20 protein-coding genes and 1 tRNA gene are annotated in these 25,175 nt (G+C 70.9%); 12 read left to right on the top strand and 9 right to left on the bottom strand.

Annotated elements, in window-relative coordinates; genetic code table 11:
- Positions 1 to 23 precede the first annotated feature (23 nt).
- From ACYVO7_RS01420 to ACYVO7_RS01395, 6 genes are all read left to right on the top strand, one after another.
- Positions 24 to 902: an NAD(P)-dependent oxidoreductase gene (locus tag ACYVO7_RS01420; protein WP_460448067.1), complete on the top strand. Its 879-nt coding sequence runs from the start codon at positions 24 to 26 to the stop codon at positions 900 to 902.
- Positions 903 to 988: 86 nt separating this feature from the next.
- Positions 989 to 1,348, top strand: a complete 360-nt coding sequence (locus tag ACYVO7_RS01415) for a response regulator (RefSeq protein WP_460448066.1) — start codon at positions 989 to 991, stop codon at positions 1,346 to 1,348.
- Between the two features lie 103 nt (positions 1,349 to 1,451).
- Positions 1,452 to 2,114, top strand: coding sequence for a TetR/AcrR family transcriptional regulator (locus ACYVO7_RS01410; RefSeq protein WP_460448065.1), 663 nt, complete (start codon positions 1,452 to 1,454; stop codon positions 2,112 to 2,114).
- Positions 2,111 to 3,097, top strand: coding sequence for an HlyD family secretion protein (locus ACYVO7_RS01405; protein WP_460448064.1), 987 nt, complete (start codon positions 2,111 to 2,113; stop codon positions 3,095 to 3,097). Before ACYVO7_RS01410 ends, ACYVO7_RS01405 begins: the two co-directional genes overlap by 4 nt.
- Complete coding sequence (locus tag ACYVO7_RS01400; protein WP_460448063.1) at positions 3,094 to 4,047, top strand: ABC transporter ATP-binding protein; 954 nt, start codon at positions 3,094 to 3,096, stop codon at positions 4,045 to 4,047. Before ACYVO7_RS01405 ends, ACYVO7_RS01400 begins: the two co-directional genes overlap by 4 nt.
- Positions 4,044 to 5,222 carry an ABC transporter permease gene (locus tag ACYVO7_RS01395; RefSeq protein ID WP_460448062.1) on the top strand — a complete coding sequence of 393 codons (1,179 nt, stop codon included), beginning with the start codon at positions 4,044 to 4,046 and terminating at the stop codon, positions 5,220 to 5,222. The genes ACYVO7_RS01400 and ACYVO7_RS01395 overlap by 4 nt, the downstream gene beginning before the upstream one ends.
- 12 nt (positions 5,223 to 5,234) lie before the next feature.
- Here ACYVO7_RS01395 and ACYVO7_RS01390 read toward each other — a convergent pair whose 3' ends face one another.
- Positions 5,235 to 5,633, bottom strand: coding sequence for a DoxX family protein (locus ACYVO7_RS01390; RefSeq protein WP_460448061.1), 399 nt, complete (start codon positions 5,631 to 5,633; stop codon positions 5,235 to 5,237).
- 268 nt (positions 5,634 to 5,901) lie between these two features.
- Between ACYVO7_RS01390 and ACYVO7_RS01385 the strand changes: the two genes are divergently transcribed.
- A complete protein-coding gene (locus ACYVO7_RS01385; RefSeq protein ID WP_460448060.1) occupies positions 5,902 to 6,828 on the top strand; it encodes a dihydrodipicolinate synthase family protein in 927 nt (308 codons plus the stop codon).
- A 115-nt stretch (positions 6,829 to 6,943) separates the two neighbouring features.
- Positions 6,944 to 7,020: transfer RNA gene (locus tag ACYVO7_RS01380), tRNA-Arg, on the top strand.
- A gap of 192 nt (positions 7,021 to 7,212) precedes the next feature.
- Here ACYVO7_RS01380 and ACYVO7_RS01375 read toward each other — a convergent pair.
- On the bottom strand, positions 7,213 to 9,774 hold the full coding sequence (locus ACYVO7_RS01375; RefSeq protein WP_460448059.1) for a methyl-accepting chemotaxis protein: 2,562 nt from the start codon (positions 9,772 to 9,774) through the stop codon (positions 7,213 to 7,215).
- Positions 9,775 to 10,082: 308 nt separating this feature from the next.
- Between ACYVO7_RS01375 and serA the strand changes: the two genes are divergently transcribed.
- Positions 10,083 to 11,333 (top strand): phosphoglycerate dehydrogenase, encoded by a 1,251-nt coding sequence (gene serA / locus ACYVO7_RS01370; protein WP_460448058.1) that lies wholly within the window; start codon positions 10,083 to 10,085, stop codon positions 11,331 to 11,333.
- An 88-nt stretch (positions 11,334 to 11,421) separates the two neighbouring features.
- Here the strand turns inward: serA and ACYVO7_RS01365 are convergent, their stop codons facing one another.
- From ACYVO7_RS01365 to ACYVO7_RS01335, 7 genes are all read right to left on the bottom strand, one after another.
- Positions 11,422 to 11,811: a BA14K family protein gene (locus ACYVO7_RS01365; protein WP_460448057.1), complete on the bottom strand. Its 390-nt coding sequence runs from the start codon at positions 11,809 to 11,811 to the stop codon at positions 11,422 to 11,424.
- A 120-nt stretch (positions 11,812 to 11,931) separates the two neighbouring features.
- On the bottom strand, positions 11,932 to 14,352 hold the full coding sequence (locus tag ACYVO7_RS01360; RefSeq protein WP_460448056.1) for a methyl-accepting chemotaxis protein: 2,421 nt from the start codon (positions 14,350 to 14,352) through the stop codon (positions 11,932 to 11,934).
- A gap of 170 nt (positions 14,353 to 14,522) precedes the next feature.
- Positions 14,523 to 17,399, bottom strand: coding sequence for a methyl-accepting chemotaxis protein (locus ACYVO7_RS01355; protein WP_460448055.1), 2,877 nt, complete (start codon positions 17,397 to 17,399; stop codon positions 14,523 to 14,525).
- A 263-nt stretch (positions 17,400 to 17,662) separates the two neighbouring features.
- Positions 17,663 to 18,691, bottom strand: coding sequence for a serine hydrolase domain-containing protein (locus ACYVO7_RS01350; protein WP_460448054.1), 1,029 nt, complete (start codon positions 18,689 to 18,691; stop codon positions 17,663 to 17,665).
- On the bottom strand, positions 18,688 to 19,674 hold the full coding sequence (locus ACYVO7_RS01345; protein WP_460448053.1) for an ABC transporter ATP-binding protein: 987 nt from the start codon (positions 19,672 to 19,674) through the stop codon (positions 18,688 to 18,690). Before ACYVO7_RS01345 ends, ACYVO7_RS01350 begins: the two co-directional genes overlap by 4 nt.
- Positions 19,671 to 20,648 carry an ABC transporter ATP-binding protein gene (locus ACYVO7_RS01340; protein WP_460448052.1) on the bottom strand — a complete coding sequence of 326 codons (978 nt, stop codon included), beginning with the start codon at positions 20,646 to 20,648 and terminating at the stop codon, positions 19,671 to 19,673. Before ACYVO7_RS01340 ends, ACYVO7_RS01345 begins: the two co-directional genes overlap by 4 nt.
- Positions 20,645 to 21,742 carry an anhydro-N-acetylmuramic acid kinase gene (locus ACYVO7_RS01335; RefSeq protein ID WP_460448051.1) on the bottom strand — a complete coding sequence of 366 codons (1,098 nt, stop codon included), beginning with the start codon at positions 21,740 to 21,742 and terminating at the stop codon, positions 20,645 to 20,647. Before ACYVO7_RS01335 ends, ACYVO7_RS01340 begins: the two co-directional genes overlap by 4 nt.
- Before the next feature lie 127 nt (positions 21,743 to 21,869).
- Between ACYVO7_RS01335 and ACYVO7_RS01330 the strand changes: the two genes are divergently transcribed.
- Genes ACYVO7_RS01330 through ACYVO7_RS01320 form a run of 3 tightly spaced genes read left to right on the top strand, consistent with a single transcriptional unit; the run spans position 21,870 to position 25,166 of the window.
- A complete protein-coding gene (locus ACYVO7_RS01330; RefSeq protein ID WP_460448050.1) occupies positions 21,870 to 23,390 on the top strand; it encodes an ABC transporter substrate-binding protein in 1,521 nt (506 codons plus the stop codon).
- Positions 23,390 to 24,340, top strand: coding sequence for an ABC transporter permease (locus tag ACYVO7_RS01325; RefSeq protein ID WP_460448049.1), 951 nt, complete (start codon positions 23,390 to 23,392; stop codon positions 24,338 to 24,340). The genes ACYVO7_RS01330 and ACYVO7_RS01325 overlap by 1 nt, the downstream gene beginning before the upstream one ends.
- 1 nt (position 24,341) lies before the next feature.
- On the top strand, positions 24,342 to 25,166 hold the full coding sequence (locus ACYVO7_RS01320; protein ID WP_460448048.1) for an ABC transporter permease: 825 nt from the start codon (positions 24,342 to 24,344) through the stop codon (positions 25,164 to 25,166).
- The last annotated feature ends 9 nt before the right edge of the window (positions 25,167 to 25,175 follow it).

Genomic DNA, 25,175 nt, shown 5'->3' with positions numbered 1-25,175 from the left:
CCGCGCCCGGAGAAGCGACGACAATGACGACCGCCGTTGGAATGGTTGGGATCGGCCTGATGGGCCACGGGATCGCCCGGAACGTCCTGGGACGAGGGGGCTTTCCCCTGACGGTTCTCGACCATCCCGGCAACCAGCCCCTCGACGACCTGATCGCGGCGGGAGCCCGCGTGACGTCGAGCCCCGCCGCCGTGGCCGCCTCGTCCGACGTGATCATCCTGTGCGTCACCGGCTCGCCCCAGGTCGAGGCGGTGCTGGCCGGCGAGGGCGGCGTGCTGGAGAAGCTCAGGCCCGGCGCCGTGGTGGTGGACTGCTCCACCGCGATGCCCGAGTCGACGCAGAAGATGGCGGCCGCGGTCGAGGCGGCGGGCGGCCGCTTCATCGACGCGCCCATGACCCGCACGGCCAGGCACGCGCATGAGGGCACGCTCAACCTGCTCGTGGGCGGCGATCCGGAGACGCTGCGGGAGATCCGCCCCGTCCTGGACTCCTTCACCGAGAACATCAGCCATGTCGGACCGGTCGGCTTCGGCCACCGCATGAAGCTGCTGCACAACTATGTCTCGATCGGCTTCATGGCGCTGCTGGCCGAAGCCGCCGCCAGCGCCGATCTCGCCGGCGTCGATCCCGCGGTCCTCGTCGACGTGCTCGCCAAGGGCGGCGGAGCCGGCGTGGCGCTGCAGCGCATGGCGCCCTCGATGGTGGCGGGAGACGCCGGCGCGGTGCCGTTCACGCTGGACAATGCGCTGAAGGACATGGGCTATTTCCGCGCCATGGCGGAGGAGGCCGGCGCGCCGCACGAGATCGTCGACGGCGTCGTCCGGGCCCTGACGGGAGCCGTCGCGGCCGGCCACGGCCAGGCCTATGTCCCGGACCTCGTGCGCCTGCTGAATCGGCCCTGAGCGGCTGCGGCGCGGCGCCCGCCCCGCACTCCGTGACGCGGCAGGATCCGGCATGCTAGTCTGGAGGGCAGCGGAGTGCCGGTCTCATGCGCATCCTGGTGATTGAAGACGATCCTCGCATCGCCGTCAGCATCTCCGACAGTCTGCAGGATCTGGGGCACAGGACCGTGGAGGCGGATACAGTCGCGGACGCCCTGGACGTCATCCGCGGAGGCGCCGTCGACCTCGTCATCTCGGATCTCGGGCTGGCCGACGACGTCCGGGCGGAGACGTTTCTGGAAGCGATCCGCACCTTGCACCCGACCCTGCCCATCATCGTCGCCACCGGCCTGGAGCCCTCCCAGGACCTCGTGATGGACGACCGCATGGTCCTCCTGATGAAGCCCTACGGCATGGCGGATCTGGAAGAGGCCATCGCGCGCCTGACCGGCGCGGGCGCGCCCTGACGCCGGCCGCCTGATCCTGTCCTACGCCGAGCACAACCCTTGCGCGCAGCACGCCAGGAGCGTATGACTGACCGGTCAGTCATACGCTGGATGGAGGGCTCTCATGGGCAGGCTTCCCGCCGTGCGGTCCGGAGCGCGCAAGGCCGCGCGGGCGGCGCAGCCGGAGCGTTCGGCCGCAGACAGGCGCGAGGCGATCCTAGCGGCGGCGCTCGACGTCTTCGCCGAGAGCGGCTTCGCCCCCTCGCGTCTCGACGACGTCGCCGCCCGGGCGGGCGTCGCCAAGGGCACGATCTATCTCTACTTCGCCTCCAAGCAGGCGCTGTTCGAAGCCTTGGTCCAGACCTCCATCGGCGGGCCGGTCGCGGCGATCGGCGAGGCGATGCTGGCCAGCGACCTGCCCACCGCGGACCTCCTGAGGATGCTGTTCTCGCGCGTGCGGACCGAGATCCTCGGCACGCGCCGCCGCGAGGTCGCCCGTCTGGTCCTCAGCGAGGCGGGGCGCTTCCCCGAACTCGCGGCCTTCTACCACCGCGAGGTGGTGGGGCGCGGCATGGCGCTGATCCGGGCCATCGCGCGGCGCGGCGTGGAGCGCGGAGAACTCGCCTCCGACGCGCTGGAGCGCTTCCCCCAGCTCGCCGCCGCCCCGCTCGTGGTCGCGCTGCTCTGGACCAGCTTCTTCGACGCGCTGGAGCCGCTCGACGTGCAGGGCATGTTCGACGCCCATGTCGACGTCCTGATGCGGGGCCTGCAGGGGGGGCGGCCATGAAGCCCGTCCGCATCGCGCTGGCGCTCGTCGTCCTGGCGGGAATCGCAGCGGCGGCGTTCTGGTACGTCCTGCGCGACCGCGACCCGGAGACGGGTTGGCAGGGCTATGTGGAGGGCAACCTCGTCTACATGGCCGCCGAGGACGGCGGCCGTATCGAGACCCTGACGGTCGAGGCCGGCGACGCCGTGCAGGAAGGCCAGTTCCTCTTCGGCCTGGAATCCTCCTCCCAGGCCGCCCAGAAGTCCGAGGCGCAGGCGCGGCTGACGCAGGCCCAGGCCATGCTGGACAACCTCAAGGCGGCCTTGCAGCGGCCAGAGCAAATCGCCGTGCTGCGCGCCCAGGAGGAGCGGGCGAAGGCCACGCTGGACCTGTCGAAAAGCGAGTTCGAACGCCAGCAGCAGCTCTTCGCCCGCGGCATTTCCGCCAAGGCGCGGCTGGACCAGGCCGAATCCACCTATGAGCGCGACAAGGCGGCCCTGCAGGAGGCGCAGAGCCTGATCCAGGCGGCGCAGATCTCCGGCCGGACCTCCGAAATCGACGCCGCCGAAGCGGCGGTGCGCGCGTCCAGGGCCATGCTGGAGCAGGCGGACTCGCGCCTCGCCAAGCGCCGCGTCTTCGCCCCGGCGGCATCGCGGGTGCAGGACGTTTTCTTCCGGGCCGGCGAGGTGGTGAATGCGGGCCAGCCCGTGCTCTCGCTGCTGCCCCCCGCCAATCTGCGGGTGCGGTTCTACGTGCCGGAGACCGTCCTCTCCACGCTGATGCTCGGCCAGGAGGTGGCGGTGTCCTGCGACAGCTGCCCGGAGGGACTGCGCGGCGTGGTCGCCTTCATCTCGCGCGAGGCGGAGTTCACCCCGCCGGTGATCTTCAGCGAACAGGAGCGCGGCAAGCTGGTGTTCCGCGCCGAGGCGCGCTTTCCCGGCCGCGAGGTGAAGCTGCCGCTCGGGCTGCCGGTCACGGTGGAGTCCGCGGGGGCCGCGCCATGACGGCGGCCGCGCCCATCGCCCGACCGGCGCCCGACATCGTCATCGACGTCGAGGGGCTGAGCAAGACCTTCGGGACCCGGACCGTGGTCAAGAACCTGACCATGCAGGTGCGGCGAGGGCTGATCTACGGCTTCCTGGGACCGAACGGCAGCGGCAAGACGACCACGATCCGAATGCTGTGCGGCTTGCTGACGCCCGACAGCGGCCACGGGACATGCCTCGGCTACGACATCCTCACCCAGTCGGCGCAGATCAAGCGGCATGTCGGCTACATGACGCAGCGCTTCTCGCTCTACGCCGACCTCTCGATCCGAGAGAACCTGGAATTCGTCGCCCGGGTCTACGGCATGCCGAATCCGCGCCGGTCGGCCCAGGACGCGATCGCGCGGCTCGGCCTGGAGAATCGCGCCGGGCAACTGGCCGGGGAGCTTTCGGGCGGCTGGAAGCAGCGGCTGGCGCTCGGCGCCTGCATCCTGCCGAGCCCGCAGCTGCTGCTGCTCGACGAGCCGACGGCCGGCGTCGACCCCAAGGCGCGGCGCGATTTCTGGGACGAGATCCACGCGCTCGCCCATGAGGGCCTGACCGTGCTGGTCTCCACCCACTACATGGACGAGGCGGAGCGCTGCCACGAGATCGCCTATATCGCCTATGGCGAGCTTCTGGCCCACGGGACCGTTCCGGAGGTCGTCGCCCAGGCCCATCTGGCGACATGGACCGTGACCGGGCCCGACCTCGCCGAACTCGGCGACAGGCTCAAGGGCACGCCGGGGGTCGAGATGGTGGCCACCTTCGGGGCGGCGCTGCATGTCAGCGGCCGCGACAAGGACGCCCTGGAGGCCGCCACCGCCCCGTTCAGGCGGGACGGCCCGCAGGTCTGGACGCCGGGCGAGCCGACCCTGGAGGACGTGTTCATCGACCTGATGAGCCGCGCCAAGGACAATTTCGGATGACCGCCGCCGAGCCGCCCTCCGCCGGCGCGGGCCGCACCGAGGGCCTGCGGGCGTCCTTCGGACGGTTCTGGGCCACGTTCCTGAAGGAGCTGATCCAGCTGCGGCGCGACCGGATCACCTTCGCCACCATGATCATGATCCCGATCTTCCAGCTGCTGCTGTTCGGCTACGCGATCAACACCGATCCCAAGCACCTGCCCACCGCCGTGCTGATCCAGGACGATTCGGCCTTCGCCCGGTCCTTCGTGGCCGCCATGCGGGCCACCGACTATTTCGCCGTCACCGAGCTGGCCCGCTCCGAGGACGAGCTCGACGCCCTGTTCCTCAGCGGCAAGGTGCAGTTCGCCCTGCAGATCCCGGCCCATTTCGGCCGCGACGTCATCCGGGGCGAGCGCCCCGCGCTGCTGGTCATCGCCGACGCCACGGACCCGACCGCCACCGGGGGCGCGGTCTCGGCTCTGCAGGGGCTCGCGGCCAGCGTGTTCTCGCGCGAGCTCATGGGTCCGACGGGCGCCCTCGCGCCGCGGCCGACGCCCTATGAGCTGCGCATCCATCGCCGCTTCAACCCGACCGGCGAGACCCAGCTCAACATCGTGCCCGGGCTGATGGGCGTGATCCTGACGCTGACGATGCTGATCTTCACCGCGCTCTCGGTGACGCGCGAGATCGAGCGCGGCACGATGGAGAGCCTGCTCGCCATGCCGATCCGGCCGGTCGAGATCATGCTCGGCAAGATCGCCCCCTATGCGCTGGTGGGCGGCCTGCAGATGGGCGTCATCCTGGTGGCCGGGCACGGGCTGTTCGATGTGCCGATCGTGGGCGACCTCGGGCTCCTGGTCGCCCTGACGATGCTGTTCATCGTCGCCAACCTGTCGGTCGGCTACACCTTCTCGACCATCGCGACGACGCAGCTGCAGGCGATGCAGATGTCGTTCTTCTTCTTCCTGCCCAATATGCTGCTTTCTGGCTTCATGTTCCCGTTCCGGGGCATGCCGGACTGGGCGCAGGCGATCGGCGAGATCATTCCCCTCACCCATTACCTGCGCATCGTGCGCGGCGTCATGCTCAAGGGCGCAGGCGCGGCGGACCTGCAGGTCGACATCGTCGCCATGGGGGTCTTCACGCTCGTGGCCATGACGGTCGCGGTGGTGCGGTTCCGGCAGACGCTGGACTGAGCCCGCGGCGCCTCAGAACGGGCCGCGCCGCCGGGCGTCGACGCTCCAGGGACCCGCGCCGGCGAAGACCAAATAGAGAAACACGAAACAGTACAGGATGGCGGCGTCGCCGCCACTGTTCACCGGGAAGAAGTTGCGCGGCGCATGCGCCAGGAAGTAGGCCACCGCCATCTGGCCCGACAGGAGGAACGCCGCCGGGCGGGTGAACAGTCCGAGCGCGATCAGGAGGCCCCCGACCAGCTCCAGCACGCCGGCCATGCCGGAGAGGCTCGCCAGGGCCGGGCTGTTCCCGCCCGCCGGAAAATGCAGGATCTTCTGGGTCCCATGCTCCAGGAAGAGCAAGCCCGTCATGATGCGCGGCACGCTCAGCATGCGGGGGGACCAGGCGGCGAGCCTCGGTGTTTCGGTCATCAGAGGGTCTCGATGCGGGGACAGGCCGGCGGCCGGGCGGATGCTGCGGCGCAGCGACGTCCCAGACCGTCGAAACGTCCTTCAGGCGGCGCGGTTCACGGCCCGGGCGCAAGCGGACGCTGGCGGGATTGCAAGCGCCGGCCCTCCGGGCCACGGGACGGGAGCGAGCCATGCCGCCGACGCTCTTGCGTTCGGGGCGGGTTCCCGGTCATCTCGGCCGAAGGGAGGCGGCGCCGAAGCCGCCCCGTCGATGCCTGAGGAGGAACCCATGTCCGTCCGCGCCACGCCCTATCGGGGCGTCTTCCCCGTCGCTCCGACGCCGTTCACGGACGGGCAGGATCTCGACCTCGACGGCATGCGCCGGGTGCTCGACTGCATGATCGACCAGGGCGTCGACGGGATCTGCATCCTGGCCAACTATTCCGAGCAGTTCCTGCTCACCGACGAGGAGCGCGACGTGCTGCTGGACGTCAGCCTGTCGCACGTCGCCGGCCGCGTCCCCGTCATCGTCACCTGCAGCCATTTCAGCACCCGGATCGCGGCCGACCGGGCGCGCCGCGCCGCCGAGGCCGGCGCCAGCATGCTGATGCTGATGCCGCCCTATCACGGGACCGGCCTGAGGGCCGACGAGACCGGCATCCTGGAGCATTTCGCCCGCGTCGCCGCGGCCGCCCCGATCCCGATCATGGTCCAGGACGCGCCGCTGAGCGGCGTGCCGCTGTCCGTGCCGTTCCTGGCGCGGCTCGCCCGCGAGGTCCCGCAGGTGACGTATTTCAAGATCGAGACGCCCTTCGCGGCGGCCAAGCTGCGCGGCCTGATCGCGGCCGGCGGAGCCGCCATCGAGGGGCCGTTCGACGGCGAGGAGGCCATCACCCTGATGCCCGACCTCGACGCCGGCGCCACCGGCACGATGTCGAGCGCGCTGCTGCCGGATCTGATCAAGCCGGTGGTGGAGCGCCACCGGGAAGGCCGGCGCGCCGAGGCCCAGGCCGCCTACGCGCGCATCCTGCCGCTGATCAACTACGAGAACCGCCAATGCGGCCTGCGCGCCGCCAAGACGGTGATGATGGAAGGCGGCGTGATCAAGAGCGACGCCGTGCGCCACCCCCTGGAGCCGCTGCATCCGGAGACCCGCAAGGGCTTGCTCGAACTCGCCCAGGAGCTTCAGCCGCTGGCGTTGCGCTGGGGCCGCTGAGGCTCCGGGGCCGACGCCGCAAAATCGCGCGCGAAGGCTCGGGAGGGGTTGCGCATCCCCTCCCGAGCCGCTATTCAAGCGCCCGTGACGGACGGCCACGCCGCTCCGCCACCCCGCGCCCGTAGCTCAGCTGGATAGAGCATCAGACTACGAATCTGAGGGTCGGACGTTCGAATCGTTCCGGGCGCGCCAAATCTCCCCAATTTTCCACGCATACCCGCTTTCCGAACGCCTCGCGGCGCGGCCTCCGGCCGCGGTCCTATCCACGCGTCTCGGCCGGAGTTCGCGCCAGTCGCCGCGGGAGCCGACGCTGTTCGAAAAGAACAAGGCCCCGCTTGGACCAAGCGGGGCCTTTCGCGTCGAGAACGCGCTGGCGCGGGGGCGCTAGAACTCGTCCCACCCGCCTGAGGCGGCGCGCTTGGGAGCGGGGCGGGCGGGAGCGGCCTTGCCGGCGGCCGGCCTGGCCGGCTGGGCCGGCTTCGCCGCAGGCGCCGGCCTGGCGGGCGCGGCGGGCCGGGCGAAGGCTTCGGCGGCCAGTTCGCGCAGGCGCTCCGGCTCGGTCCGCGGCGGCGTGCGCGTCCGCTCGACGACGCCGCCGGCGCGGGTCTTAAAGCCCGCCACAAGCGTGTTCAGGCGGTCGATCTGGCCCGTCAGCGAGCTCGCGGAGGCGGCGCTCTCTTCGGCCAGGGCGGCGTTCTGCTGCGTCATCTCGTCCATGTGGGCGACGGTCTGGCTCATCTCGTCGATGCCGTTGGCCTGCTCGCGGGCGGCCTCCGAGATCTCCGTCACGGTCGCGGCGACCTTGCTGGACGCATCCACGATCTTGTCCAGCGCCTCGCCGGCCGAGCGCACCAGCGCGACGCCCTGGGCCACCTCGGCGGTGGAGGAGTTGATCAGCCCGGTGATGTCCTTGGCCGCCTCGCTGGAGCGCTGCGCCAGCGTGCGGACCTCCGACGCCACGACCGCGAAGCCCTTCCCGGCTTCGCCGGCGCGGGCCGCTTCCACGGCCGCGTTGAGGGCGAGCAGGTTGGTCTGGAAGGCGATGTCGTCGATCACCGAGGTGATGTCGGTGATCTTCTGCGACGCGGCCTCGATCCGCGCCATCGCGTCGACCGCCTTGGCGACAATCTCGCCGCCGTCATGCGCCACCTTGCGGGCCTGCTGGGACGTCTCGACCGCCTGGTTGGACGCCGCCGCGCTGGCCTTGACGGAGGCGGCGAGCTCTTCGGTCGTGGCCGCCGTCTCCTCCAGCGAGGAGGCCTGCTCCTCGGTGCGGCGGGAGAGATCGTCCGCCCCGGTGTTGATCTGCGTCGCCGCCGCGGCGACGTCCACCGTGGTGGTCTGGATCGTCGAGACGGTCTCGGCCAGCTTGGCGACCGTCTCGTTGATCGAGCCGCGCAGCTCGCCGAAGCGGCCCTTGTAGCGGGTCTCCACCGTCCGGGTGAGGTCGCCCCCGGCGATGCTGTCCAGCACGGACGCGATCTCGCTGGTGGCCTGGTCGACGGCGGCGTTGATGGCGTTCACCCCGTCCACGAGCGCCTGCAGCTCGGGTCCGGCCCGGGTCGGCCCGACCCGCTGCGAGTAGTCGCCCTCGGCGGAGGCCGCCACCACGGCGCTGACCTGCTCGACCACCTCGGTCATGATCTTGGCGGCCTCGGCCTGCCGCGCGGCGGCGGCGCGCTCGTCGGCCTCCAGGGCGGCGGTGCGCACCAGGTTCTCGCGGAACGCCAGGGCCGCGCGGGCCGCGGCGCCGACTTCGTCCTTGCGCTCCACATAGGGCGCCTCGACGCTGAGGTCGCCAGCCACGAGCTTCTCCAGCACGCCAGCGATGCGGCCGATCGGACGGGCCACGCCCAGCACCCCCGCAAGGGCGTTCCCCACCATGTAGAGGAGCAGCAGCGCCGCGAGCCCGAGGCCCATCGCGTCGCCGAAGGCGGTGGCGGCGTGCAGCTCCTTGGACACCCATTCATCGCGTTCCTTCACCGCCGCCCGGACCTGGCCAAGCAAGTCGCCGATGTGGATCCGCAGCGGCGAGGCACGCTCCGCGACGATCTTGGCCTGGGCGTCCCGCAGCGCCACGCACCGATCCACGATGGCGCGCAGCTTGCCGACGACGCCGGGAAGCTTGCTCATGGCGTCGGCCAGGTTGGGCTCGGACAGGAAGCTCTGCAGCCGCTCGATGTCGCGGGCGACGCCGGCGAAGCCCTCCGTCATGGTGGCCCGGAGGGCCTCTTCGCCGGTGGCCTCGTAGCGCCACATGGCCGTGCGGGCGGTCATGACGGCGTCGTTCGCCCGCCGCAGGCCGAGCTCCAGGTCGCGTTTGGTGACGGGGTCCGCCTGCTCGGCGGCCGCCAGGGCGGCTGCGATCTGGCGGTCCCACTGGCCGGCCGTCTCGACCTGGTTGCGCAGCTCCGCGGTGCGCTCCTTCTGGACCGCGGCGACGTCCGCCACCGATTGCGCGTATTTGTCGAAGTCGGAGCGGATCTCGACGAGCCGCTTGCGATTGGCCTCGATCGTCGCCGAGTCGAGCGCCTGATCGATGAACTCCGCGCCGGTCGCCTTCAGCCCCGGCAGGGCGGCGGCGGCCTTCTCCACCTGCTCGACCGTGGCGGCGAGACGGATGTCGCGGTTGAGGATCTGGACCTTGGCGAAGGCTTCCTCGGCCTGTTGGACGGATCGCACCAGGGTCTCGGAGCGCTCGCTCTGGGTGGTGAGCGCTTCCACCTTCCGGGACGACCACTGCTGGTTGGCGGTGAGCCCCAGGGCGAGGACGACGCCGAGCGCCGCCTGAATTCCGAGCTTTTGCCCGATATTGAGAGAGTTGAACATCATGACCCCCAGCGCCCGAAGCGCGCAGCGCCGCCCGGCTTGGGCCGCCGTCCCGCGCTCGCCCGCGGCGGGCGGCGTCGGGTCGGGCGAGGGCCGATCGGCGGTTGCAGGATTCATGAGCGGACTGAATCAAAGATGAAGAAAACTTCGTCCGCAAAGCCGCCAATAAAGAAAAAGCGCGAAGCGTCCTAAGTAAAAACGAGTAGATGATGACCTGATTCTAAGATCCGGTTGCCCGTTGTCAACGTCGCGGCAAGCGTCGGATTCCTGCGCGCCGGGAACGGGCGGGCCGCATCCGCGGCGCTCCCTCGATCGTCTCGGCCATCGCGACGCGTCGAGGCGGGCTGTTGCGCGCGCGCCCCGGCTCGCCTAGACCGCAGGCGATTGCCGCGCGCCCGACGCGCCGCCGACGCCCGAGGCCTTCGATGAACGACCGCCTGTCCCTCTCCAAGGACAAGATCCGCGTCCTCCTGCTGGAGGGCGTCAACGACAGCGCCGCCGACCTGTTCGCCGCGGCGGGCTACACCAATCTCACCCGGCTTCCCAAGGCGCTCGACGGCGAAGCCCTGCGCGAGGCGGTCCGCGGCGTCCACATTCTGGGCATACGCTCGCGCACGCAGCTCACCGAGGAGGTCTTCTCCCAGGTCGACCGGCTGGTCGCGGTGGGCTGCTTCAGCGTCGGCACCAACCAGGTCGACCTCGAGGCCGGCCGCCGCCGCGGCATTCCGGTGTTCAACGCGCCGTTCTCCAACACGCGCAGCGTCGCCGAGCTGGTCATCGGCGAGATCGTGATGCTGCTGCGGCGCATCTTCCCGCGGTCGCTGAAGGCGCATGAGGGCGGCTGGGACAAGTCGGCCACCGACAGCCTGGAGGTGCGCGGCAAGACGCTGGGCATCGTCGGTTACGGCAATATCGGCAGCCAGCTGTCGACTTTGGCCGAGGCCATGGGCATGCGGGTGATCTTCTTCGACCTCACCGACAAGCTGCGCCACGGCAACACCGAGCCGACCGAGTCGCTCTCCGAGCTGCTGGCCCAGAGCGACGTGGTGAGCCTGCACGTGCCGGAGACGGCCGGCACCGCCGGCATGATCGGGGCGGCCGAGATCGCCCGGATGAAGCGGGGCGCCTATCTGATCAACAACAGCCGCGGCACCGTGGTCGACCTGGACGCCCTGGCCGACGCGCTGCGGTCCGGCCGGCTGCGCGGCGCGGCCGTCGACGTGTTCCCGGTCGAGCCCACCTCCAACGCCGAGCGTTTCGTCTCGCCGCTGCAGGGCCTTGAGAACGTCATCCTGACGCCGCATGTGGGCGGCTCGACCGAGGAGGCACAGGAGCGCATCGGCGGCGAGGTGGCCCGCAAGCTGATCGACTACAGCGACGTCGGCTCGACCCTGGGCGCGGTGAACTTCCCGCAGGTGCAACTCCCGCCCCGCCAGTCGGGCGTTCGCTTCATCCAGGTCCAGCGCAACATGCCCGGCATGCTTGGGCGCCTCGCGTCGGTCTTCGCCAAGCGCGGGATCAACATCGCCGCGCAATATTACCAGACCGACGGCGAGGTCGGTTACGTGGTCCTCGACGCCGACGGCGACAATTTCGACGCCCGCGAAGTCGTGACCGAACTGCGCGGCCTTCCCGGCAACGTCCGCGCCCGCATCCTCAACCGCACCGAGGACTGAGTCCGGGCGCGAAAAAGCCCGCCGCGCCGGGGGGCGGGACGGGCTTTCGACGGCGCGGCCCTGCGGGCCGGCCCCTAGCATGGGCGACTTACTGGCAGAGATGGCGCAGGCCGTCCTCGCCGATGAAGGTGCCCGACTGGGGATCGAAGGTCTTGTAGAGCTTGGCGCACTGCTCCCACTTCCAGTTCATGCTCGGACCGGTCTCGGCCATGCCGCCCGGGGTCTGCACGATCACGCCGGTCTCCATGCCGGAGACGTCATAGGCGTAGCCGCTGCGCAGGCGGGTCGTGGTCCCGGCGCCGCCGGAGACGCCGCCCGCCGACATGCCGCTGGCCCGGCCGCCCGGGTTCACCACCGAACCGGGGACGCCGCCGCCGGCGCCCGAGCCGAGCTGCGGGGCCGACTGCGCGAGGGCGAGGCCGGCGCTGAGGGTCAGGGCGCCGAGGGCCACGAGGCCGGTCTTGAACGATTGAGTCATGGGTGGATCTCCTGCGTTTCGGGCCGCATGCCTGCGCAGCGCCCGCTTCGGCTCCCCAACGCCCGAAAGGGGCGTCGGTTCGCGACAGGCGGGGCAGGGGGCCTCAGGACGCGCGGAAGGTCAGAATTCCTCCCAGCCGCCGCCCGAGGCTGCGCCAGCGGCCTTGACGCTTCCGACCTTGGATCCCGGACGAGGCCGGCTGGCCGCCGGCGCCGGGCCCGCGAAGGCCTGCTCGGCGAGCCGGCGCAGGCGCTCGGGCTCGCTGCTGGGGGGCGAGCCGGCCGCGGCGGGGTTCGGCCTGGGCGGCGGGGCGGGACTGCGGGCGGCGGGCGCCGTGGTCCTGACTGCGGCGGGCGGCGGTCGCATCGCTCCTCCGCGGCGCGCGTCCCCGGCGTCGGTGCGGAAGGTCGCCACCACCTCGTTCAGCCGTTCGATCTGCGAGGCGAGCGAAGACGCCGACGCGGCGCTCTCTTCGGCCAGCGCGGCGTTCTGCTGCGTCATCTCGTCCATGTGGGCGACGGCCTTGCTCATTTCGTCGACGCCGTTGGCCTGTTCGCTGGCCGCGCCGGAGATCTCCTCGACGGTGCTGGCCACCCGGCGGGAGGCGTCGACGATGCGCCCGAGCGCCTCGCCGGCGGAGCGCACCAGCTTGACCCCCTGCGCGACCTCCTGGGTGGAGGAGTTGATCAGGTCCGTGATCTCCTTGGCGGCGTCGCTGGAGCGCTGCGACAGAGTGCGCACCTCCGAGGCCACGACGGCGAAGCCCTTGCCGGCCTCGCCGGCCCGGGCCGCCTCGACGGCGGCGTTGAGGGCCAGGAGGTTGGTCTGGAACGCGATGTCGTCGATCACCGAGCTGATGTCGTTGATCTTCTGCGACGCCTGTTCGATGCGGGTCATCGCCGCGACGGCCTCGGTGACGACCTCGCCGCCGGTCTCGGCGACGCCGATCGCCTGCCGGGCGAGGTCGACGGCCTGGCGGGACGATTGCGCCGACGCCTTCACGGAGGCGGCGAGCTCCTCCGTGGTCGCAGCCGTCTGCTCCAGCGAGGCCGCCTGCTCCTCTGTGCGCCGGGACAGGTCGTCGGCGCCCGAGTTGATTTCCTTGACGGCCTCGCCGACGTCGACGGCGGCGACCTGGATGGTGGACACCGCGCTGGCCAGGCGCGAGATCGTGTCGTTCACGGCGGTTTTCAGGGCGGCGAAACGGCCCTGATAGGTGGTCTCGACCGTCCGGGTCAGGTCGCCTTCGGCCACATAGCCGAGCACCGCGGCGAATTCGGTCGTGGCGCTGTCGACGGCGGCGTTGATCTCGTTGATGCCCTGAACGAGGCGGCGCAATTCGCCGTCGGCGCTCGTGATCTCCAGGCGGGCGCTGAAGTCTCCGGCGGCGGCCGCCGCCACCACGACCGCCACGTCGTTGACCACGGAGGTCATGGCCTCCGCACGGGCGACCCGCTCGGCGGCGACCGCACGATCCTGGGCCTCCATGCCGCGCATCTTCAAGGCGCTGTCGCGGAACACGCCGACGGCCCGCGCCATGGCGCCGAGCTCGTCCTCGCGCTCGGCGAAATCGACGGTCGTGGCGAGGTCGCCCTTGGCGATGGCCGTCATGGCGGCGGTCAGCCGCGCCGTGCGGGCCGCGAAGCGTCGGGTGATCACCACGACGACGGGCGCGAGAACCGCCAGCACGGCGAGGCTTTCGAGCAGGAAGCTGAGCGCGAAGTCCCACATCTCGCCCATGGCGTGGGCCTGGTCCAGAAGCGTGACGACCTGAGCGCTCGCGGGTCCCGGCGTCTTGAGCGGCGCGACCGCGATCCGGTAGGTCCGGCCGTTGACGTCGAGGACGCCCGAGCCCTGGTCCGACAGGGGCGGCAAGGTCAGCGCCCCGACGCCCTCGATCGAGGCGCCGTTGATGGCGTGCCCGACCATGAACAGCGTCTCGACGCCCGAAACGCGCTTGATCTCCGAGGCCGTCTTGTCGCGCAGGGAGGAGCCGACTTTGACCACGCCCACGAGCGCGCCGCCGGACAGGACCGGGGCGACGCCGTCCTGGGCCAGTTCGCCGGAGGCCGGCGACGCAGCCAGGCCCCGGACGGCCTGCTTCTGCAGGGCGGACTTCACGAGGGCGTCGCCCGCCATGTCGTCTCCGAACGCGTCCGGACGGTGTCCGCGCATCAGGACCACCCCTTGGGCGTCCGTGAGTTCGAGCGTCGAGACGGCCGGGTCGGAGCGGCGCATCTCCTCCCACAGCCGGACCATGGCGGCGCGCGCCGCGGCCGGCTCCTTGGCCCGCGCCGCCGCGACCACGTCCGGATTGATCGCCAGCAGGGACGCATGGGACAGGACGCGAGCCCCGATCTCATCCAGCGCGAGCACGGCCCTGTCCCGCCCGGCGAGAGCCTCCTGGTCGAGCTGCAGAAGCGCGTTCTTGCGCATCGACGAGAAGCTTAGCCCTCCCACGAGCCCTGCGGTGGCCAGGCAGGCGGCGAGGATCCCCAGGGTGAGCTGAAGGCCCATGGAGCGGCGGTATCGGAAGAACATGAGCAAACCTGCTGAGCGAATCGATTGTTCGATGACGCCCGCCAGCCTGCGGCACGGATTTTACGGAAGACTTAATTGAATTGCAGAACGGATAAAAATCAATCTTAGGTTGCGTGCAATTTCGGGCCGGAGGGACATCCGGGGCCCTTCGGCCCCGGCTCCGCGATCGTTCAGAATTCGTCCCAGGACGACGGAGCGCCGTGACGGCCCCCGGCGGCGCGCCTGGCCGAAGCCGGGGCTGTTTCCGCCTTCGGCGTTCTCGACGGCTCCTTGGGGGCGGCGGCCGGAGCTTTCGCGGCGGCCTTGGCGGCGGGACGCGAGAACGCTTCGGCGGCGATCTGGCGCAAGCGCGCCGGCTCCGAGGAGGCCGCGGGCCGGACCGATGCGGCGCGGCTCTCGGCGCGATGATGCGTCTTGAACGTGGCCGCCACCTCGTTGAGCCGCTCGATCTGCGACGCGAGGGAGGACGCCGAGGCGGCGCTCTCTTCCGCGAGCGCGGCGTTCTGCTGGGTCATCTCGTCCATATGGGCCACGGCCTGGCTCATCTCGTCGATGCCGTTGGCCTGCTCGCTCGCGGCGCTGGAGATGTCGCCCACGGTGCTGGCCACCTTGTGGGAGGCGCTGACGATCTTGCCCAGCGCATCGCCCGCGGCGCGCACCAGCTTGACCCCGTTCGACACCTCCTGGTCGGAGGACGCGATCAGCCCGGAGATGTCCTTGGCGGCGTCGCTGGAGCGCTGGGCCAAGGTGCGGACCTCCGACGCCACGACCGCGAAGCCCTTCCCGGCCTCGCCGGCCCGGGCGGCCTCGACGGCCGCGTTGAGGGCGAGGAGGTTGGTTTGAAAGGCGATCTCGTCGATCACCGAGGTGATGTCGGAGATCTTCTGGGTGGCCTGCTCGATGCGCGACATCGCGTCGACCGCCTGGGTGACGATGGCGCCGCCGTTCTCGGCGACCCGCATGGCCTCCTCGGCCAGGTCCACGGCCTGCCGGGAGGACTGCGCCGACGCCTTGACGGAGGCGGCGAGCTCCTCGGTGGTGGCGGCCGTCTCCTCCAACGAGGAGGCCTGCTCCTCGGTGCGGCGGGACAGGTCGTCCGCTCCGGCGTTGATCTCGCGGGCCGCGCCGCTGACGTCGACGGCGGTGGTCTGGATGGCGGCCACGGTCTCGGCGAGGCGCGCGACCGTGTCGTTCAGCGCGTCCTTGAGATCGCCGAAGCGGCCGCGATACTCCGCCGAGATCGTGTGCGTGAGGTCGCCCTGCGACAGCGCCCCGAGCGCCGTCGCCAGGTCGCTCGTGGCCGCGTCGACGCCGGCGCTCATCTCATTCATGGCGGACGAGAGGTCGCGCATGAAGCCGCTCTTGCCCTCCAGCGGCACGCGCTGGCTGAAGTCGCCGGCCGCCGCCGCCGCCGCCATCGCGGCCACTTCGGACTGCACGGCGAGCTCCTCGGTGACGTTGCGCCACTCGATGGTCTGGCCGATGGCCTCGCCGTCGCGGCCCTCGATCCGCGTCATGGCGATGTTCAGCGTGTACCCGCCGATGCGGTACTGGATCAGCGTCGCGCCGCCTGCCTCGCCCAGTTCGCTGCGCTGGATGGCGGGGTTGTCGCGCGCCTGGGCGATCGGGGAGCCGACGAGGCCGTCGACCGACCAGTCCGCGCGGCCGGCCTTGAAGCAATGCTCGATGCCGCGCAGGAACCGGTCGAGCGAGCGGCTGACATAGACGATGCGCTCATCCGCATCGGTGATCATGATCATCGCCGGCGAACTGTCGAGCGCCGACCGGATGCGCGCGGAGGCCAGTCCGGTCTCGTGGATCACCTTGAGCGAGCGCGCCAGTTCTCCGATCTCGTCGGCCCGGGCCGTCGCCGCGATCTCGACCGTCTCGCCCTTGACGAGCTGGCCGACCGCGTCCTTCAGCGCCGATATCGGCCGGTAGATGGTGCGCGACGCCAGCCACCCCAGCAGCGCGACGCCGGCCAGGATGCCGGCCGCCACCAGGGCGATCAGCTTGCCCATGGCGATGAGAGGCGCCTCGACCTCGCGCAGCGTCTGCTCGGCCACGACCGCCCAGGTTCCGCCCGGGACCTTGGCCGGGACCGCGATGACCACCGAAGGCTCGCCCCCCGTGCCGATGTCCTGGCCGTTGCTCGTCTGGCCGGCCAGCGCCGCCTTCACGGCCGGCGCCTCATAGCGCAGCTTGCCGGCGGTCGGCTCGGAATGCAGGACCAGCTGGGTGCGCGCCAGGCCGTCGGCTCCGATGGCGAAGAGTTGTCCGGTCTCGCCGATCTGGCGGTTGATGGTGGGCGAGATGGACGCGGCGGTCAGCGTCGCGGCGACCACGCCCATGGAGACGCCCGCATCGGTGACCAGGGCCTTGGCCAGCACGCTCGTCGGCGCGCCGCCTATCGGGGCGTAAGGCTGGGTGTCGACGAAGGCGACGTCGCCGGCGCCGGCCTTCTGCATGGCCTGCGCGAAGGCTCGCGCCAGCGGGCTGTCCTTCAGCTTGCCGGAGACGACATTGGCCCCGAAGTCCCGGTTCTTCACGCCTGAATAGACGACGTTGCCGGCGGGATCGATGATCAGGATGTCTGCGAACTCGAACTGCTGGCGATACTGGTCCAGCGTCTTGTGGACCTTCTCGTGATAGAAGCCGTAGCTGGTGTCGTCCTGTTCGCCCTTGTACTTCCAGCGCTCGCCGTCCTTGAACGGGTTGTCGTCGATATAGAGTTTCTGGAGCAGGGCCTCGGCCTCGGCGCCCTTCGACTTGTAGTCGTTGCCCAGGTTGCTGAGCGCCTCGAAGATGGTCGGCGTCTCGGACACGAGCCTCAGATTGGTCTGCGCCTGGCGCATGTAGCGCTCGAGCGAGATGGCCCGGTTCTGCACGGTCGACTGCAAGCTCGTCTGGAGCTGCTCGACGGCCGAGCGGCGCGCGATCTGGAAAGCCATGGTCCCGACCGCGACGGCGCTCACCACCGCGCCGCTGAGCACGATGGCGGGGACCTTGAAGGAAAGCTTCGAGCACGCACGAAAGACGGAGGACATAGGGAGTCACCTGGGCGGGGCGCGCCGCCCAGATGGGCGGCCCTGGATTGAATCGTCCCGGCGTCGTGGTGAATCGTCCCGAAGGGGGGCGGAGTCGATGGGCGCCGGGCTTCTCGTGTCCGGCGCAGAATCGGCTGGATTTACTTACAAACGGTTCAGGTTTTTCATTTTCTTGCGACGTCGGGAGAGCTCCGTTTCTCTGTCCGCGTGCTTAGGTTGTACTCAGTTGTTGAAACAGACTTGTATCTGCAGCCAGAAGAACTTTAATCGGACGCGGGCTTAACGATTGATTCTCCGACCAGAACGCCCACGGCGCGGCGCAACGCGACGATGCCGCTCTCCGTGTGACGGCTCGGGTGGACGCGGTTGGTCAGCAGCGTCCAGGCTCGCCGCGCATCAGGGTCGACCCACAGCCCCGTGCCGGTGAATCCGGTGTGCCCGATCGTCCGCGGCGAGCAGGCGTCGCCGCCGGACCAGCCTGGATGCGCCATCTCCCAGCCGAGGCTGCGGGTCGGGGTTTCGCGCGTCCAGAGCGGCGCGTCGCGCGCGTCGCCGGCTGCGGACCTGGCCAGCATGCCGGCCGCAACGTCGAGCAGCGCGTCGGCGGTCCCGAACAGGCCCGCATGGCCGGAGGCTCCGCCGAGCGCGAAGGCGTTCTCGTCATGGACCTCGCCCCGCATCACGCGGCCGCGCCAGCTGCAGCGTTCCGTCGCGGCGCAGCGGGCCGGGTCCGGATGGAAGGTGAAGCCCTGCGGGAGCGGCTGGTCGCCGAGCGGCGCGCCGGTGAGCCGCTCGATGGCGATCCCGAGCAGGATGAAGTTGATGTCGGAATAGACCGGCGGGCCGGCTCGCCAGGCGCGCTGAAGCACGAAGGCGCGCAACGTATGCGGATCCTGGCCGTATGTATACAAGGGCTCGACCGCCGGGAGATGCGTCTGGTGGGCCAGGCACTGGCGGAAGGTGAGCCGCCGCTCAGCGGCGCCGGCGACGTCGTATTGCCTCAGATCCGGGATCGCGGTCGTGAGCGGCGCGTCGAGGTCGATCCGGCCCTCGGCCGCGAGGTCGAGGATGCGCCGGGTGGTGAACACCACCTTGGTCAGGGAGGCGAGGTCGAAAACGGTGTCGCGCGCCATCGGCTCGCGCACGGGCTCGATCTGCGCCGCCCCGGCCCAGCGCAGCGCCTTGGCGCCCGACGGGTCGACGACGCCGAACGCCGCGCCTGGGATGCGGCTTTCAGCGATGGCGTCCCGCACGGGCGCGAACGCGCGGTCGGCGATGTCGTCGAGGCTCATGCGGCGGCCTCGCTGGCCGTGGGCCCGTTCACCGGCGCGTGCAGATGGCAGGCCGCCACGGCCGCGCCGCCGTCCTCCATCCGGCGCTCCGTCAGGGCCGGCCGCTCGATCGCGCAGCGCGGCATGGCGGCGGGGCAGCGGCCGTGGAAGGCGCAGCCGGAAGGCGGGTTCGAGGGATCCGGCAGGTCTCCCTCCAGCACGATCCGCTCCCGCCGGGGCTCGCCCGGCCGGCGCGGCGCGGCGGAGAGCAGGGCCCGCGTATAGGGATGGGCGGGGCGGTCGAAGAGGGCCTGCATCGGCCCGATCTCGACGATGCGGCCGAGATACATGACGGCGACTCGGTCGCTGACGTGGCGGATGACCGACAGGTCGTGGCTGATGAACAGCAGCGCCAGCCCGAACTGGCGGCGCAGGTCGGCGATCAGGTTGATGATCTGCGACTGGATGGAGACGTCCAGGGCGGAGACGGGTTCGTCCGCCACCAGCAGCTTCGGGGACAGCGCGATCGCCCGCGCGATGGCGATGCGCTGGCGCTGCCCGCCGGAGAATTCGTGCGGGCGCCGGTCCGCGGCGTCGGCCGGCAGGCCGACCAGGGAGAGGAGTTCGCGCACGCGCGCGAGGCCGCCGGGCAGGCCATGAATGGCGAGCGGCTCGCCCACGATGGTCGCCACCGTGTGGCGCGGATTGAGCGAGCCGAAGGGGTCCTGGAACACCAGCTGCATGTGCCGGCGGCGCGCCGTCATGGCCCGGCGCGACAGCGGCGCGAGATCCTCGCCCTCGAACAGGATCGCGCCGGCGGTGGGCTCCGCGAGCTTCAGCAGCGTGCGGCCGAGCGTGGACTTGCCGCACCCGGATTCGCCGACCACGCCGAGCGCCTCGCCATGCGCCATCGTGAAGCTGACGTCCTCCAGCGCCCGCAGCACGCGGCCATGGGCGCCGGCGTAATGCTTGGTCAGCCCGCGCACGTCCAGGAGCGGGCTCATGCGGCCGCCTCCGCCGGCGCCGGGTTCCAGCAGGCGGCGCGGTGGCCGGCGGCTCCCTCCAGTCGGGGCAGGGTCGTGCGGCAGACCGGCAGGGCGGCCGCGCAGCGCGGCGCGAAGGCGCAGCCGTCCCCGCGCGCGCCCGGCGGCGGCACCATGCCGGGGATCGAGGGCAGGCGAACCCCCGGTGGGTTGGAGGCCGGCGTCGTCTCGAGGAGCGCGCGCGTGTAACGGTGCCGGGGGGCGGCGAAGAGCCGGTCGACCGCGGCCTCCTCGACGATGCGTCCCGCATACATCACGGCCGCGCGGTCGCAGACCTCGGCCACGACGCCGAGGTCATGGGTGATCAGCAGGCAGGCCATGTCCATGTCGCGCCGGAGACGGTCGATGAGGGCGAGGATCTGGGCCTGGACGGTGACGTCCAGCGCGGTGGTCGGCTCGTCGGCGATGAGCAGCTTGGGTTCGCAGGCGAGCGCGATGGCGATCATCACGCGCTGCCGCTGGCCGCCGGACATCTGGTGCGGGTAGCGTTCCAGCTGCTCCCGCGGCGCGGGCAGGCCGACCAAAGCGAGCAGTTCGGCCGCGCGCGCCAGCGCCCTGGCGCGCGGCAGGGCTCGGTGGATCTCCAGCACCTCGGCGATCTGGTCGCCGACCGTGAAGACGGGGTTCAGCGACGTCATCGGCTCCTGGAAGATCATTCCGACCCGGTCGCCGCGCAGCGTCCGTAGGGCTTCCCGCCCGAGGCCGAGCACGTCCACCCCGCCGACCCGGACGGCGCCCGCCGCGATCCGCACCGGCGGGCTCGGCAGCAGCCGCAGGATCGAAAGCGCCGTGATGCTCTTTCCGCAGCCGGATTCGCCCACGAGCCCGAGCATCTCGCCCGGTGCGATCGCGAAGGAGACGTCCTCCACCAGCAGGCGCCCGCCCGCCGCGAGGCTGAGCCCGGCGACCTCCAGGACGGGCGAGGGGACCGTCACGCCGCCCGCCAGAGCTCGCCCCCCGTCATCGGCGCCGGCACGCCCGTCGTGGTCGGAAGGCTGAGCGGCAGGCCCTTGAGCGAGCGCACCGCCAGGTAGCCGAAGCACTGCGCCTCGATGAAGTCGCCGTCCCACCCCACGGCCTCGACCGGGTCGACCGGAACGCCGAGTCTCTCCTGCAGCAGGCGCATGAAGGTCCCGTTGAGGCGCCCGCCGCCCGTCACCAGCCAGCGCAGGGGACGCTTGGGCGTGTGCCGCACGGCGTCGGCCGCGGACGCGACCGTGAAGGCCGCCAGGGTCGCCGCGCCCTCCGCGTCCGGCAGGGTCTCGACGGCCTTGGCCCAGGCGTGAAAGTCGTTGCGGTCCAGCGACTTCGGCGCGGGGCGATCGAAATAGGGGTGGCGCATCAGCTCGGCCGCCATGGCGGCGTTGGCGACGCCGGACGCGGCGAGCCGGCCGCCCTCGTCATAGGGCCGGCCCAGCCGCTTCATGACGAAATCGTCCAGGAGGGCGGAGGCGGGGCCCGTGTCGAAGGCGATGACCACGTCGCCGTCGATATAGGTGACGTTGCCGACGCCGCCGAGATTGAGCACCATCACGGGCTGCTCCAGCGTCGAGGCGAGCGCGCGGTGGTAGAGCGGCGCGAATGGCGCGCCTTCGCCGCCCGCCGCCACGTCGGCGTGCCGGAAGCGGTTGACGACGTCGATCCCGAGCGCCGCGGCCACGCGCTGGCCGACGCCGAGCTGCCGGGTGAAGCGCTTTTCGGGCCGGTGATAGACGGTCTGGCCGTGCAGTCCGACGACCCGGACCCGGCTCTTCTCGATGGCGAAGTCGCGGATGAAATCGGCGATCGCGGCGGCGTGCGCGTCGCTGACCGCCGCCTCCAGCCCGTCGAGATCGCCGGTCTCGGCCCGCACCGGATCGGCGATGAGGGCGAGGAGCTGGGCCCGCAACGCGTCCGAATAGGGATAGGTGCGGCCGGGCCCCGGCGTGACCCGCGCGTCGCCGTCGGTGTCGACGATCGAGACGTCGACGCCGTCCATGGAGGTGCCGCTGATCGCCCCGATGGCGGTGGTGAGGGCTTCGTCCTGCATGGGTCGCGCTCCAGTCGGGCAAGAGGCTCGGGGCCGGGCTCCTGGGCCGCGCCCGCTCGGGCCGGCGGCTTGCAATGGGTATTATGGCGGCCTACCGTCCCGCAACAGCAAAGGATGGAGGGGATCGATGGTGCGCAACGCTCTCAGGGCGACGTTTCTGGCCGCCGGGGCCGTTTTGACCGCCGTGGCGCCGGGCGCCTCGCCGGCGCTCGCGCAGGTCCTCGAACTGGCGATCGACCAGTCGCCCGCCGGGCTCGATCCGCACATCATCACCGCCTTCGCGTCCTTCATGGTCGTCAACGGCACGATCTATGAGGGCCTCACCGCCATCGACAAGGACCTGCGCGTCGGCCCCGGGCTGGCCGAGTCCTGGACGGCGTCGCCGGACGGCAAGTCCTACGTCTTCAAGCTGCGCCCCGGCGTGACCTTCCACAACGGCGCCCCCATGGAAGCCGCCGACGTCGTCGCCTCGCTGAAGCGCGTGATGGCCAAGGAGATCGCCTCGCCGCTGGCGAGCCGCCTCGCCGCGGTGGACAGCGTCGCCGCGCCGGACGCCGCGACGGTGGAGCTCAAGCTGAAGGAGCCCTCCGCGCCGTTGCTGACCTCGCTGGCGACGCTGGCGATCGTGCCGCGCGGTTTCGAGGCCGACAAGGACGGCCTGCAGAAGCAGCCGGTCGGAACCGGCCCGTTCAAGTTCAAGGAGTGGCAGCCGAACGGCTTCATCGCGCTGGCCCGCAACGACGCCTATTGGCGCAAGGGCCTGCCGAAGCTCGACGGCGTGAAGATGAACATCGTGCCGGAATCCGCCACCCGGCAGGTCGGCGTCAGCAGCGGCCAATACGCCATGCTGCCCAACATCGACGCCGCCACCGCGCTGCAGCTGAAAGGCAAGCCCGGCGTGAAGCTGGCCGAGACCCTGGAGCTCGCCTACACGCTGATCGGCTTCAACACGGCCAAGCCCCCCTTCGACAACGCCAAGCTGCGCGAGGCGGTGAACACCGCGCTCAACCGCGACGAGATCATCCAGGCCGCGCTGTTCGGCGCCGGCGTGCCGGGCGGGCCTCTGTCGCCGGCCCTGAAGGACTGGGCGACCGACGTGAAGGAGTTCCCCTGCTACAAGCACGACGTCGCCAAGGCGAAGGCGCTGGTGAAGGACAGCGGCGTCGCCCAGCCGATCAGCGTCACTATGACGGTCCTGCCGCGGCAGGACATCAAGGACATCGCGCAGGTGGTGCAGCAGCAACTCGGCGCAGTGGGGATCAAGGTGGAGCTGAAGACCCCGGAGCTCGGCCAATTCATCCAGGACTGGCGCAACGGGAACTTCGACCTCTTCGCCTCCACCAACGCCGGCAGCCCTGACCCGGACGACTACTTCTACCGGACCTTCCGGACCGGCGGCTCCACCAACGTGTTCAAATACTCCAACCCCGAGGTGGACGCGCTGCTCGACAAGGCCCGCGCCAATCAGGACCCGGCCAGCCGCAAGGCCCAGTACGCGCAGGTCCAGAAGGCTCTCGCCTGCGACGGCCCGATCGCGCACCTGGCCTACGGGCAGCTCTTCACCGCGATGCGGAGCAATGTGACCGGCTTCGAGATCATGTCCAACCGCTCGCTGAGCTACCTGGCCGACACGACCGCCGGAAAGTGATGACGGCGCGCCTGTTCGCCAGCCGGGTCATCGACCTCGCGGTCGTCCTGCTCTGCGTCTCCGCGATCGTGTTCGTCATGATCCGGCTGATCCCCGGCGACGCGGTGGCGATCATGCTGGGGGCGAACACGGAGGTGACGCCCGAGCGCATCGCGGCGCTGCGGGCGCGCATCGGCCTCGACCAGCCGATCCTGACGCAATACCTCGCCTGGATCGGCGCGGCCCTGCGCGGGGATCTCGGCGTGTCGCTGTGGACCGGCCGGCCAGTCCTGCAGGAGATCGCGGCCCATGTCTGGCCGACGATCCAGCTCACCGTGCTGGCGCTCGCCATCGGGGCCGGGCTCGCGGTGCCGACCGGCGTCCTGATGGCGCGGTTGCGCGGCCGCTTCGCCGACGGCGCCCTCAGGGTGCTCACCGTGGCGGGGCTGACGATCCCGTCCTTCTGGCTGGGCATTGTGATGATCCTGGCGCTGGCCACGCTCGCCCCCAACCTGCAGGCGCTGGGCTACGTGCCCTTCGGCGAGGACCCGCTCGGCAATCTCGGCCGCCTCGTCCTGCCCGCGGTGGCGCTGGCGCTGCCGTTGCTGGCCGGCCTCTCGCGCCTCGTCCGATCCGCCATGCTGGACGCGCTCGGCCAGGATTACATCCGCACGGCCCGGGCCAAGGGGGTGAGCGAGCGCCAGGTGCTCTACAAGCACGCGCTGCGGAACGCCCTGATCCCCTTCGTCACCAGCGTGGGGGTGAACACCGGCTACCTGCTGGGGGGCGCCATCGTGGTCGAGCAGGTCTTCGCCATCCCGGGGCTCGGCCGCCTGATCCTCGGCGCGATCGCGGAACGAAACTACCCGCTCCTGCAAGGGGCGATCCTGGTGGTGACCTTCGGCTTCGTCCTGGTGAACTTCCTGGTCGACATGCTCTACGTCGTCATCGACCCGCGCGTGAGGGCCTGAGGTGGAGTTCCTGCGCCGCCGCCCGCTGCTGGCCTTCGCGGCGGCCTTCGTCGCGCTGCAAGTGCTGATGGCGGCCTTCGCCGGGCAGGTCGCTCCCTATGATCCGCTGAAGCAGGACGTGATCGCCCGCCTCAAGGGCCCCAGCGCCGCGCATTGGCTCGGCACGGACCAGTTCGGACGGGACGTGCTGTCGCGCATCATCCATGGCTGGCGCGCCTCGCTGGCCGTGTCGGTCGCGGCGGTCGGGACGGCGCTGATGGTGGGCGGCGCGCTGGGGCTGGTGACCGCCTTCTACCGCGGCTGGACCGACCGCATCGTCATGCGGGCGATGGACGTGCTCTTCGCCTTCCCGGTCCTGTTGCTCGCGATCGGGGTGGTGGCCGTGCTGGGGCCGCAATCCTCCACGGCGGCGGTCGCCATCGCGGTCGTGTATACGCCGATCTTCGCCCGCCTCCTGCGCGGCCCGGCGCTGGTGATCTGCGAGAGCGACTACGTCACGGGCGCGCGCGCCGTGGGCGCGTCGGACGCCCGGATCATGGCCATGCACGTGCTGCCCAACCTCGCCAGCGTCGTGCTGGTGCAGACGAGTCTGCTGCTCTCCTCCGCCATCCTGGTCGAGGCCTCGCTGTCCTTTCTCGGATTGGGGGTGCAGCCGCCGACGCCCTCGCTCGGGCTGATGCTGTCGGAGGGGCGCAACTTCCTGATGCTGTCGCCCTGGAGCGCCGTGTTCTCCGGCGCGGCCATCCTGGTGCTCGCCTTCGGGCTCAACCTGCTCGGCGACGCGCTGCGCGACACGCTGGACCCGCGCCTGAGGGGGCGGGACTGAGCGGCGGGC

The organism is Alsobacter sp. SYSU BS001988 (assembly GCF_054796215.1).
This window is presented reverse-complemented; position numbering and strand designations above follow the sequence as displayed.